This window comes from Desulfovibrio piger (assembly GCF_012843875.1).
Classification (GTDB): Bacteria; Desulfobacterota; Desulfovibrionia; order Desulfovibrionales; family Desulfovibrionaceae; genus Desulfovibrio.
The window spans coordinates 1-12,259 of the sequence record NZ_JABAFY010000013.1 but is presented as its reverse complement, the minus strand read 5'-3'; the positions used below and the strand labels follow the sequence as shown (position 1 = coordinate 12,259).

The 12,259-nt window shown below is 63.2% G+C and carries 11 protein-coding genes; 3 read left to right on the top strand and 8 right to left on the bottom strand.

The window, feature by feature from the left end:
- Nucleotides 1-369: 369 nt before the first annotated feature.
- The 8 genes from amrA to dsrA (HF854_RS05030) form a co-directional block, all read right to left on the bottom strand.
- Nucleotides 370-936, bottom strand: a complete 567-nt coding sequence (amrA, locus tag HF854_RS05065) for an AmmeMemoRadiSam system protein A (RefSeq protein WP_168935317.1) — start codon at nt 934-936, stop codon at nt 370-372.
- Between the two features lie 605 nt (nt 937-1,541).
- Complete coding sequence (locus HF854_RS05060) at nt 1,542-1,778, bottom strand: dissimilatory sulfite reductase D family protein (protein ID WP_168935316.1); 237 nt, start codon at nt 1,776-1,778, stop codon at nt 1,542-1,544.
- 60 nt (nt 1,779-1,838) lie between these two features.
- Entirely contained in the window at nt 1,839-2,984 is a 1,146-nt protein-coding gene (gene dsrB, locus HF854_RS05055; protein WP_168935315.1) for a dissimilatory-type sulfite reductase subunit beta, read from the bottom strand.
- 17 nt (nt 2,985-3,001) lie between these two features.
- Complete coding sequence (gene dsrA, locus HF854_RS05050) at nt 3,002-4,315, bottom strand: dissimilatory-type sulfite reductase subunit alpha (RefSeq protein ID WP_168935314.1); 1,314 nt, start codon at nt 4,313-4,315, stop codon at nt 3,002-3,004.
- A 397-nt stretch (nt 4,316-4,712) separates the two neighbouring features.
- Nucleotides 4,713-6,359 carry a sigma-54-dependent Fis family transcriptional regulator gene (locus HF854_RS05045; RefSeq protein WP_168935313.1) on the bottom strand — a complete coding sequence of 549 codons (1,647 nt, stop codon included), beginning with the start codon at nt 6,357-6,359 and terminating at the stop codon, nt 4,713-4,715.
- Nucleotides 6,360-6,983: 624 nt separating this feature from the next.
- Nucleotides 6,984-7,220 (bottom strand): dissimilatory sulfite reductase D family protein, encoded by a 237-nt coding sequence (locus HF854_RS05040; RefSeq protein ID WP_168935312.1) that lies wholly within the window; start codon nt 7,218-7,220, stop codon nt 6,984-6,986.
- 60 nt (nt 7,221-7,280) lie between these two features.
- On the bottom strand, nt 7,281-8,426 hold the full coding sequence (gene dsrB / locus HF854_RS05035) for a dissimilatory-type sulfite reductase subunit beta (protein ID WP_168935311.1): 1,146 nt from the start codon (nt 8,424-8,426) through the stop codon (nt 7,281-7,283).
- A gap of 18 nt (nt 8,427-8,444) precedes the next feature.
- Nucleotides 8,445-9,758 (bottom strand): dissimilatory-type sulfite reductase subunit alpha, encoded by a 1,314-nt coding sequence (gene dsrA / locus HF854_RS05030; RefSeq protein ID WP_168935310.1) that lies wholly within the window; start codon nt 9,756-9,758, stop codon nt 8,445-8,447.
- A gap of 591 nt (nt 9,759-10,349) precedes the next feature.
- Here dsrA (HF854_RS05030) and HF854_RS05025 point away from each other — a divergent pair.
- The 3 genes from HF854_RS05025 to HF854_RS05015 are packed head-to-tail and all read left to right on the top strand — an operon-like array spanning nt 10,350 to nt 12,186.
- Nucleotides 10,350-10,619: a hypothetical protein gene (locus tag HF854_RS05025; protein ID WP_168935309.1), complete on the top strand. Its 270-nt coding sequence runs from the start codon at nt 10,350-10,352 to the stop codon at nt 10,617-10,619.
- The gene (locus HF854_RS05020) at nt 10,616-11,449 is read left to right on the top strand and encodes a hypothetical protein (RefSeq protein ID WP_006007091.1); all 834 of its coding nucleotides are present in this window, start codon (nt 10,616-10,618) and stop codon (nt 11,447-11,449) included. The genes HF854_RS05025 and HF854_RS05020 overlap by 4 nt, the downstream gene beginning before the upstream one ends.
- The gene (locus tag HF854_RS05015) at nt 11,446-12,186 is read left to right on the top strand and encodes a septal ring lytic transglycosylase RlpA family protein (RefSeq protein ID WP_239465126.1); all 741 of its coding nucleotides are present in this window, start codon (nt 11,446-11,448) and stop codon (nt 12,184-12,186) included. The genes HF854_RS05020 and HF854_RS05015 overlap by 4 nt, the downstream gene beginning before the upstream one ends.
- Nucleotides 12,187-12,259: the final 73 nt, after the last annotated feature.

Here is a 12,259-nt window from a genome sequence, read left to right as displayed (position 1 = left end):
AAGACCACCCGCACGGCGGGTGGTCTTTCGTTTCGGGCCGTGGCGCCGACAGGCTGATTTGTGGACTTTCGTCCGGGGCTCCGGACGGCGGACTGCAAGCCTTCCCGTATGGCGGCTGGGATATTTCAGGCGGCGGCGTTTCGTCTGTGGACCGATATATCGGGGAAAGGATAGAGGCGCGCGGGCTTCGAGAAGACCGCAGCCGTGGGGCATCCGCTGTCGGACACGGCGGCAGGATGCCGCCCCCGGCGTGGAGGAATCAAGAAGGCAGACCCCCGGTCCTTTGTGGAGACACTTCCCTGGAGAAAGCGCGCGAGGGGCACGGACAGCGCGGCAGGCAGGGATACTTCCTCCTCAGGGCTCTTTGGTTCAGGCCTCGAAGACCAGGCTTTCGAACCAGAAGAGCAGGGCCTGCGGATCACGCCAGCTGCCTGCGGGCAGACCGGCCTTGCGGCAGAGATGTTCCAGATATTGCCCCAGATCCCAGCCCTGTTCCACGGGCACCTGCGGCAGGAAGACGCCCTGGCGCATGCCCAGGCGCAGCAGCAGGCCGTGACGGCCGATGACGATCCGCGCCGGGTCCGGGCAGGGGCTCAGGGGGCCCAGCACGGAGATGTGCAGGTGGCAGTGCGGCCATTCCTCCGCATCCAGAGCAGGGAAGCGGGGATCCTCGAAGGCGGCGGCACGGGCCATGCGCCAGACGTTCTGCCAGAGCGTCTCCCGGCCCACCATGTTGCCGATGCAGCCCCGCAGGTCGCCGTCCTTGTTCAGGGTCACGAAGGAGCCCAGGGACTGGGCCAGCGTCCCTCCGGCCAGCGCGGACGGCAGGGGCGGCGGGACGTCCTCCCGGCCCTCAAGGGCCGTGGTGATGCTTTCCCGGGCCAGCCGGGAGAGCCATTGCCGTTCTTCGTCATTGAGGGAAAAGCTGACGCCCATGACAGACCTCCGTAACGGGCGCGCAGGAAGTGCGCGATCCCGAGGGGCTCGCGGCCGCCTGATGCCCGCACGGAAAGCTGTGAGGGGCGGCAGGTCGCGGCATATGGCCGCAGTGTAGGCGGGGCGGGCGGAGGATTCAAGCCGGCTGTGATGCGGGCGCAGGAGGGGCGGCATGGGGAGGAGGGACCGCTCAGCCCGGTACGGAGGACGTTCTCCCCACGTGCGTACGAGGGGGCTCAGCCCGGTGACCGGCAGGTACAAAAGCGCTGCCCGGCGCAGGCAGGAGGCGGAGGGACTGGCGCAGGCCCCTGCCCATCCCTGCCGCCGCCGGAAAGCGGGACGGGAAACACCGGGGGCGCTGTCGCCGCAGACCGCCGGGGACGATAGGCGGAGCAGGGCCCCTTACCCTCGCCGAACAGGCGTTGCATCCGTGCGGAAAACGGAAATGCCGCGATGGCTCGCGGCATTTCTGTGGGGTAAGGCAGGGCACATGCTCCTGAACGGTATTTGGCGGCATACCGTATGATATTTGCGTCCGTCGCGGTCCCGACTGCGTGGGGTGCGGACTGTTGCCGGTGCGGGAGGCACGACCGCCCGGCAGTCGCTTAATCTTCGCCCTCGGTGTGGGCCTGCTTTCCGGCCCCCTTGAGGCCGTACATGGTGGTGGAACCGGAAGACCAGAATTCCAGCACTTCCTCATTCACCAGCCTGGTGAGGATCTTCTTCACTTCGCGGGGGCCCTTGTCGGGGAACAGGTCCGTGAAGTCCTTGAAGTAGAATTTGGACTTGGAAGCGGACTTGCCCTTCAGGAATTCGACGATGATGTCTTTTTCGTCAGCCATGTTTTTTCTCCTGGCCCCGGCGACACTGCGGCGCGCCGCCGGGGCGTTTTCAAGACCGGCCTAGAACTTGAACTGGGTGCTCTGGCGCCAGGTGTAGTACGCCGGGTCGCGGAAGTCGTCGATCAGGTGGTGGGTGAACTTCAGGCCGGTCAGCTTGAAGAAGCTTTCCCAGCCGATGCGTTCGGCCCAGTCGCCCAGACGTTCGTACTTGTTGGCGTTGGCGGCATAGACTTCGACGATGTGCTTCACCGTCTTGGTCAGGGTGGGCCAGCGCGGCGGCTCGTTGGGGATGTAGCCCACGACCACCTTGGAGAACTTGGGCATGCTGATGCGGTTGGAGACCTTGCCGCCCACCATGATGGCGATGCCGTCGCCTTCGTGGTCGGCGATGGGCAGGGCGGGGCACATGGTGTAGCAGTTGCCGCAGTACATGCAGCGGTCCTGCTTGATGGCGATGGAGTTTACCTTCTGGCCGTTGTGTTCCACCTTGGTGGGACGGACGGCAGCGGTGGGACAGGCGGCCACGGCCAGCGGGATCTCGCACAGCTGGTCGGCCCATTCGTGGTCGATCATGGGCGGTTTGCGGTGGATGCCCACCAGGCCGATGTCGGAGCAGTGCACGGCGCCGCACATGTTGATGCAGCAGGCCAGGGAGATGCGCACGGGCGCGGGCAGGCGCATGTTCTTGAAGTCCTCGAACATGGCGTCCATGACGCATTTCACGGGGCCGGAAGCGTCGGTGGCGGGGGTGTGGCAGTGCACCCAGCCCTGGGTGTGCACCATGTTGCTGACACCGGCGCCGGTGCCGCCCACGGGGAACTTGAAGGAGCCGCCGTCGAACTTGCGGCTGTTGAGCTCGTCGCGCAGGGCCTTCATGGTGTCTTCGTCTTCCACCATGAACTCGATGTTGCTGCGGGTGGTCCAGCGCAGGTAGCCGCCGCAGTACTTGTCGGCGATGTCGCACAGCTCGCGGATGTGGGTGATGGACATGGTGCGGGTGCCGCCCACGCGGACGGTGTACACCTTGTCGCCGCCCTCGGCCACGTGCATCAGCACGCCGGGCTCGAGGATCTCGTGATACAGCCACTTGCCGAAATTCTTTTTGATGACCGGCGGGAAGAACTCATCGTACTTGCGGGGACCGATATCGGTGATGCGCCCTTCCATGGGCTTGGCCGGATTGTAGCCGGAAGAAATAAAAGCCATGGTCTTTCTCCCTTACACTAGCGTTGATGGCGTTTGCGGAATTCGGCCAGGTCGCGGTTCCAGCCGCCGGGCACTTCCTCTTCCTTGAAGAAGATGTACGGGTTGGAGCGGGGAGCCGTGACGTGGTACGGAGCGGCCTCGGTGTCGGTGACTTCGAGCAGCTTCTGGAAGGAAAGACGCTTCATGGTCTCGCCCACGCGTTCGCGGTTCTTGCCTTCTTCCATCCACCAGTCCCAAATCTTTTCGATGACTTCCTTGATTTCATCGTAGGGAGCTTCACAGGAGATGAAGGGCACCAGCAGCGAACCCATCTGGGCGCCGTCCACCACGGGGGCCTTGGCGCCCACCAGGATGCTGGCGCCGCGTTCGTCACCGATGTGCAGGGCGCGGGGCATGGTGTTGATGCAGTGCATGCAGCGCACGCAGTCGGCGGTCTTGATGGACAGCTTGCTGCCGTCCCAGCTCATGCACTTGGAGGGGCAGCGGTCCACCACTTCGGCCTGGATGTCGAACTTGCCCCAGTCACGACCGGCGTGAGCACCGGCGTTGGGCTTGAATTCGCCGCCCACGTAGGCTTTCACGGCATCCTGGTCGATCTTGATGTCGTCCTTCCAGGTACCCACCACAGCGAAGTCGGAACGGGCCATGGCGCACACGCAGCCGTTGGGGCAGCCGTCGAACTTGAACTTGAACTTGTAGGGGAAGGCGGGACGGTGCAGTTCGTCCTGGTAGTCCTGAGTCAGCTGGTAGCACATGTCCTGGGTGTTGTAGCAGGCATATTCGCAGCGGGACTGGCCGAGACAGGCTTCGGGGGTGCGCAGGTTGGAGCCGGAACCGCCGAGGTCGTTGTGCAGCTTGTGGGTCAGATCGTGGAAGATCTCTTCCAGCTGCGGGGTCTGGGTGCCCAGGAGCACGATGTCACCGGTGGAACCGTGCATGTTGGTGATGCCGGAACCGCGCAGGTCCCAGATGTCGCACAGGTCGCGCAGGAATTTGGTGTTGTAGTACTTGGCAGCGGGCTGGGCCACACGCATGGTGTGGAAGTGGGCCACGCCGGGGAATTTTTCTGGCTGGTCGCAGTAACGGCCGATGACGCCGCCGCCGTAACCGAACACGCCCACGATGCCGCCGTGCTTCCAGTGGGTCTCCTTTTCTTCGTAGGAAAGTTCCAGGACGCCCAGCAGGTCTTCGGGGGCATCAGCGGGGATCTGATAGTCGAGTCCTTTGGGATTGGCCGCACGGGCGGCGGCTTCCTGTTTGATGTCGGACACAAAGCTCGGCCAGGGGCCGCTTTCGAGCTGGTCCAGCAGGGGAGTCGCATGTTTCGGCATTGCCATACCTCCATGAGTGCATATTTCAACGAAAAATCGTTGAATATTTTACCAAATGCTGAAAAATGGCGCATCCTCGGGGGTAAAGATGGCCTTTCCAGCCACGGTATGGCTTCTTGGTAACAAAAAATCGTTGCTCTTGGCAATAGAAAAAGAGGAATTTTCGTTTTTAGACAGCAAAATTTATGCTCGCGGTGTTATTTTAACGGAAAATCGTTGAAAAGGGGAGGGATAAAGGGCGCGGGGCTCCGGCACGGTCAGGACCGTGCGAAGATGCGCCGCCATCCTGCGGTGTTGGAGTGGGCATGGCAGGACGGGCCGGGCCGTGAGGGCTGGCGCGGGCCGTGAGGGCTGGCGCGGGCCGGGTTCCCCGGCGCGGCGTGCCTTCCGGCCCGGATCAGGCATCCTGTTTGCGGAGGCCGAACTTCTTGATGCGGGAGCAGAGCGTGGTGGGGCTGATGCCCAGCAGGGCCGCGGCCCCGTCCTCACCATAGATCTTGCCGTGGCACCGTTGCAGGGCATTGGCGATATTGGTCCGCTCCAGGGCCTGCATCTCCGCCTCGGTAAAGACGATGGCGTTGTCGTCGGCAGGCAGGACGGGCCGGGGCGCGGCAGAGGGAGGGGACGGCGGCAGGGCCTCCAGGTACAGGAGACCGTCCGTGCTGCCTGCGGCCGCGCGCAGGAGGCATTCCTGCAGTTCGCGGACATTGCCGGGCCAGGCATAGGCCTGCAGGCGTCCCGGAGCGTCGTCGGCAAAGGCCAGTTCCGGCCGCTGCAGGTGGGCCCGGTCATGTTCCAGAAAGGCCTGGGCCAGCGGCAGGATGTCTTCCGGGCGCTCACGCAGGGGAGCGATGCGGATGGGGAAGGCATTGAGGCGGTAATAGAGGTCTTCGCGGAAAAGCCCCGCGCGCACCAGCTCGTAGAGGTCGCGGCTGGTGGCGGCCACAAGGCGCACGCTGAGCCGGTGTCCGCTGTCCTCGCCGCCGCGGTGGAACTCCTTGTCCTGCAGGACGCGCAGGAGCCTGGCCTGCAGAGGCAGGGGGAGCTCGTCCACGGCATCCAGGAAGAGCGTCCCGCCCGAGGCGGCCTCCAGAAAGCCCATGCGGGCCGCATGGCCGAAGAACTCGTCTTCGAAGCTGTCGGGCGCGATGGCGGCACAGTTGACCCGCACCAGCGGCCCGCCGGCCACGAAACTTTGCCGGTGCAGCTCGGCGGCCACGGCTTCCTTGCCGCTGCCGGCTTCGCCGGTGATGAGGACGGGCACGTCCGTACAAGCCACCTGCCGGATCTTTTCCTTCAGCGTGCGCATGCAGGGGCTGTCCCCTGTCAGCGCCAGGGCGGCCGGGGGAAGGGCATCGTTCTTCAGGTAGGCGTTCTCGATCTCCAGCTGCCGCTTCAGGCGGGTCAGCTCTTCAAAGGCCTGGGCATTGGCGATGGAGACCGCCAGATAGTCCGCGATCATGCGCAGGCGGTCCATGGCCTGGGCATCCTGCACTTCGCGGCTGAAGACCGCGAAGACCCCCAGCACGCGGCCGCGGTGCACCAGCGGCTGGCCCAGGAAGGTGCGGATGCCTTCCCGGCGTATCCAGTCGGGCGAGGTCACCCAGTCCATATCCGGGCGGACGGCATCCACATGATAGGCGGTGCCTGACTGGGCGATGAGCCCCACCTTGCCCAGCCCCAGGGAAAAACGGCTGTGCTCGCCATCCAGAGCGGTCCAGGCATGCCCGTCCACGCGGGAACGCCCGGTGCTGGCCGCCAGCCGCAGGCACTGGCGATGGTCGCGGCAATCGTAGAAATGGCGGCAGCTGGCGCAGAGGCTCGGCTCGGTCTGTTCCAGCAGCCAGATGCGACACAGGGCCACGTCCTGCCGGGCGGCGAAGGTCTCCGCCACCAGACGGAAGATCTGGTCCAGCGACTGGCAGCGGGCCATCTCCAGAAGCAGGGCCCGGATCTGCCCCATGTCCTGTTCGGGGGCCGGGGTTCCGGCAGGCAGGTCCGCTGTGGCTCCGGTGCGGGGAAAAGCTGGATGGTGGTCGTGCATGGTCTCTCCGTCTGATGGCTGCTGTATCCAGAGCTGATGGGAGCGGTAAGGCGCTCTCGTGCTCTTTGCGCCCGGCCAAATAGTGGTGGGCAGGCTCTTTTGGGCGTGTCGCAGCCCCAGACTACTGGTGACGGCAGGCTTTTTCAACGAAAAATAGTTGGAGCGGCGACGATGCCGTCCCGTGGTCGTGGGGGCGCTCCTTCGTGGCCAGAGGTGAGAGGGACGAGTCTCTCTGTCCGGGCGGAGCTTCGCCGCCCGACAGCGGGCGTAAGACGTACTGTCCCGGAAAAAGGCGGCCGGTGCTCCCCGATGTCATGACTGGGAAGGATATGCCGCAGAAGGGGCGTGTGATGCCGGAACGGTCGCAAGGAAGGCTGGAAAGAAGAGTGGGGAGGGATGCGCGTTGAGAGGCTACAGGCGCCGGTAGGGAGCGTGTCGCGGGGATGGAAGGACGCTGCCGGAAGCTGGAGATGCCGCAGGCCCCGGAAATTTTTACAAGGACAAAAACAAGAAACGCCACAACAGAGGTTGTGGCATTTCTTGAGAAAGGAGTCGAAGCTCCAATGGCCTTTGTAAACGCACAGACGTTGCAGTCGGGGCGTTCAAAAGCCGAAGGCAAAAAGACTAGTCTTCGCCTTCGGTGTGGGCCTGCTTGCCAGCGCCCTTCAGGCCGTACATGGTGGTGGAGCCGGAAGACCAGAATTCCAGAACTTCTTCGTTCACCAGCTTGGTGAGGATCTTCTTCACTTCGCGGGGGCCCTTTTCGGGGAACAGGTCCGTGAAGTCCTTGAAGTAGAACTTGGACTTGGAGGAGGACTTGCTCTTCAGGAATTCGACAACAACGTCTTTTTCGTCAGCCATTTTTTTTCTCCTGAACCCGGCGGCGCCGGAAAGCGCCGCCGGGGTATTTTCAAGCTCGGCTTAGAACTTGAACTGGGTGCTCTGACGCCAGGTGTAGTAAGCCGGATCGCGGAAGTCGTCGATCAGGTGGTGGGTGAACTGCAGGCCGGTCAGCTTGAAGAAGCTTTCCCAACCGATGCGCTCGGCCCAGTCGCCCAGACGTTCGTACTTGTTGGCGTTGGCGGCGTAGACTTCGACGATGTGCTTCACCGTCTTGGTCAGGCTGGGCCAACGGGGAGGTTCGTTGGGGATGTAACCCACGACGACCTTGGAGAACTTGGGCATGCTGATGCGGTTGGACACCTTGCCGCCCACCATGATGGCGATACCGTCGCCTTCGTGGTCGGCGATGGGCAGGGCGGGGCACATGGTGTAGCAGTTACCGCAGTACATGCAGCGGTCTTCCTTGATGGCGATGGAGTTCACCTTCTGACCGTTGTGTTCAACCTTGGTGGGACGAACGGCAGCGGTGGGGCAGGCGGCCACGGCCAGAGGAATTTCGCACAGCTGGTCAGCCCATTCGTGGTCGATCATGGGCGGTTTGCGGTGGATACCCACCAGACCGATGTCGGAGCAGTGCACGGCGCCGCACATGTTGATGCAGCAGGCCAGGGCGATGCGCACGGGAGCGGGCAGACGCATGTCCTTGAAGTCATCAAAGATGGCGTCCATCACGCACTTCACCGGGCCGGAGGCGTCGGTGGCGGGGGTGTGGCAGTGCACCCAGCCCTGGGTGTGCACCATGTTGCTGATACCAGCGCCGGTGCCGCCCACGGGGAACTTGAAGGAACCGCCGTCGAACTTGCGGCTGTTCAGGTCGTCGCGCAGGGCCTTCATGGTTTCTTCGTCTTCCACCATGAATTCGATGTTGTTACGAGTGGTCCAGCGCAGGTAACCGCCGCAGTACTTGTCGGCGATGTCGCACAGTTCGCGGATGTGGGTGATGGACATGGTGCGGGTGCCACCCACGCGGACGGTGTACACCTTGTCGCCGCCTTCGGCCACGTGCATCAGCACGCCGGGCTCAAGAATTTCGTGGTACAGCCACTTGCCGAAATTCTTTTTGATGACCGGCGGGAAGTATTCGTCGTACTTGTGGGGGCCGATGTCGGTAATGCGGCCTTCCATCGGTTTGGCGGGATTGTACCCGGAAGAAATAAAAGCCATGTTCTTCTCCCCCTTAAACTAGCGTTGATGGCGTTTGCGGAATTCAGCCAGGTCGCGGGTCCAGCCGCCGGGCACTTCTTCTTCCTTGAAGAAGATGTACGGGTTGGAGCGGGGAGCCGTGACGTGGTAAGGAGCGGCTTCGGTGTCGGTGACTTCGAGCAGCTTCTGGAAGGAAAGACGCTTCATGGTTTCGCCCACGCGTTCGCGGTTCTTGCCTTCTTCCATCCACCAGTCCCAAATTTTTTCGATGACTTCCTTGATTTCATCGTAGGGAGCTTCACAGGAGATGAAGGGCACCAGCAGCGAACCCATCTGGGCGCCGTCCACCACGGGGGCCTTAGCACCCACGAGGATGCTGGCGCCGCGTTCGTCACCGATGTGCAGAGCGCGAGGCATGGTGTTGATGCAGTGCATGCAGCGCACGCAGTCGGCGGTCTTGATGGACAGCTTGTTGCCGTCCCAGCTCATGCACTTGGAGGGGCAGAGGTCGATGACTTCCTTCTGGATGTCGAATTTGCCCCAGTCACGACCGGCGTGAGCACCGGCGTTGGGCTTGAATTCGCCGCCCACGTAGGCTTTCACGGCATCCTGGTCGATCTTGATGTCGTCCTTCCAGGTACCCACCACAGCGAAGTCGGAACGGGCCATGGCGCACACGCAGCCGTTGGGGCAGCCGTCGAACTTGAACTTAAACTTGTAGGGGAAGGCGGGACGGTGCAGTTCGTCCTGGTAGTCCTGGGTCAGCTGGTAGCACATGTCCTGGGTGTTGTAGCAGGCATATTCGCAGCGGGACTGACCGAGGCAGGCTTCGGGGGTACGCAGGTTGGAGCCGGAACCACCGAGGTCGACGTTCAGCTTGTGGGTCAGGTCGTGGAAGACTTCTTCCAGCTGCGGGGTCTGGGTGCCCAGGAGCACGATGTCACCGGTGGAACCGTGCATGTTGGTCATACCGGAACCGCGCAGATCCCAGATGTCGCACAGGTCACGCAGGAACTTGGTGTGGTAGTATTTGGCAGCGGGCTGGGCCACACGCATGGTGTGGAAGTGGGCCACGCCGGGGAACTTTTCGGGCTGGTCGCAGTAACGGCCGATAACGCCGCCACCGTAACCGAACACGCCCACGATGCCGCCGTGCTTCCAGTGGGTTTCCTTTTCTTCGTAGGAAAGTTCCAGCACACCGAGCAGGTCTTCGGGGGCGTCAGCGGGGATCTGATAGTCCAGCCCGTCCGGATTGGCCGCGCGGTGAGCCGCTTCCTGTTTAATGTCGGACACAAAGCTCGGCCAGGGGCCGCTTTCAAGCTGGTCCAACAGGGGGGTTGCATGTTTCGCCATTGCCATACCTCCACATGGTTTGTTGTATCACATCGCGTGATGTGCCTTCGTCATGACGCTTGGGGCCGTAGTAGCCCGGAACCGCACACGACAAAACGCCGCCGGGGCGGCCTCGTCTTGCGGCCTGCACACATATGTGTGCCGCCCCAGGTGCTGTTCCCTTCCGGCGTAGTCAGACGGGGGATCGCAGGCGCAGCGGCAGACGCTGTTGGACGTCCGGCACTGCGGGCTGCAATGCAGTTCTGCTTCTTTTAGCGTATTTCTTTGGCGATGACAACCGCTGTTTCTTGTGATTGACCGCTTTTTCACAGCACAGTCACAATGCGGGCTGCGCAGGCATGTTGTTTGTATGGTGCGGATAACTATGTGAAAAAAATGTCATATCAACTTCTCCAAAAATATACGCTATGCCGCCCTGATAGACACGGTGCAGTCACGGGACCGGTCCATTGCCGGGCAGCCTGTGCAGAGCGTTCCGCTGTCCCGTGCGGGAGCGCTCCCTGTGCTCGCCTTGGCAAAAAAAACATTAGCGGCTATGGTTCGGGCAGTATTTCACAGTGCCGCCGGGAGCGGCCCAGCAAGGAAAAAAGCATGAAAGACGAGCGTGGTTTGTACTATTTCCCCAATGCCGCGGACCACAGGGCCCGCATGTACGTGCGGCGCGGTGAGGACGGCGGCGTGCAGTTCCGCCTTTGGCAGTCCGACCATCCAGAGGTCTGGGACCGCCACCAGTGGCTGGACCTGCAGGTCATCGAAGACGCGGCGCGCCTGTACCGTGAGGAGCGCAACGCCGATGCCGATCCCCTCAAGCTCTATGATGCGGCCGTGGCCCGCGCCCTGCTGGAGGAGGCCGGTCTGTGAACGGGCGCTGGTCGCCGGAACGCAAGGCCTTTTTAGTGCGCGACCTGGTGCGTGACTACTGCCAGGTCTATGAGGGGCTGGAAGAGCAGCGCCGCCGTTTCGATCACGAAGGCGCCGTTTCCTATTCGTCCATCCGCGACCTCCTGGGCGAGGCCATGCGCAAGGGCGTGTTCTGGCGCCTCAAGGACACGGCGCATCACCTGTTCCGCAACAGCCAGTCCCAGACCCCGGACAAGGACGCCATCCTGCTCTGGCAGTATTCCGGCAGCCGTCATCCCGACGGCCTGGTCAGCCAGCAGCCGGTGGAGGCGCTCATCGACTGGTGCGTGGGCTATGCCTTCCACGAGTGCGCCAAACTGCGCGAGGACGCCTTCCAGCGCCAGCACTATGCCAACCGTCTGGCCCAGCTGGGACGCCATCAGGGCGTGACGGCCGAGCTCTACGATCCTTTGCGCCAGCTGGGCGAGCAGACCGCCGAGAGCTCCGCGCGCGAGCTGCAGCGCATCCTGCATGTGCTGCGGCATGGTCTGTTCCTGCTGCTTCGCTATCTGGAAGGGCAGGAGGACAACACGCATCTGGCCCGCTGGCTGGTCATGGAAGAGGCCCGTGCCCGTGCGGTCTTCGCCGACCTGTATGACGACCTGCTCTCCGCCCTGTACGGGAGCCGGCCCCAGCGCCTGTACATGCTGGCGGCCTGGGACCTGCTGGAGGCCGGTCGCAGCGAGGAGGCCCGCTGCATGCTGGAATGCGCCGCCCGTATGGGGCGCCTGGATGCCGAGAGCCTGACCCTGTTGCGGCAGCTGGAACAACTGCAGGAAGAGGGACGATGATGACGGAGCGACAGTTTTCCTTCCCCCGTCTGCTGGTGAACCTGTCCTGCCTGTTGCTGGCGGCCGTGCTGCTGGCCGGTTGCGGCAGCAGGGACACCTCCTGGCGCAAGGGCGGCGTACCGGGCTCCAAGCCCTATACCGTGCGCGGCAAGACCTACTATCCGCTCAAGTCGGCCCACGGCTTCGTGGAAGAGGGCGTGGCCTCCTGGTACGGCCCCGGCTTCCACGGCAAGAAGACGGCCAGCGGCGAGCGTTTCAACCAGTACAACATCAGCGCCGCGCACAAGATCCTGCCCTTGGGCACGGAAGTGCGCGTGACCAACCTGGAGAACCACCGTTCCCTCATCCTGCGCATCAATGACCGCGGGCCGTTCGTGGACGACCGTGTCATCGACCTTTCGCGCGGAGCCGCCCAGCGGCTGGGCGTCATCGGCAAGGGCACGGCGCGGGTGCGCATCCAGAGCCTGGGCGACGTGCCCCAGGTGGAAGACGGCGATGTGGTGCGCGGCAACTTCTTCGTCCAGATCGGCGCGTTCTCCAAAAAGGACAACGCCCAGGGCCTCATCGAGCGTCTCACCCGCAGCGGCCAGAAGGGCCGCATGATCTTTGGCAGCAACAACCTCTGGAACGTGCAGGTGGGCCCGTGGGAAGACTCCCGCAAGGCCGACGAGATGATGCGCGTGCTGCGTGCCCTGTACCCCCACGCCTTCGTGGTGGGCGACGGCGGCGCGAGCTAGATAGTGTCGTCAAATTCAAAAGTATGTTATAATCTCTTCACTTACAATGAGGAGAGACCATATGGCGGCACAT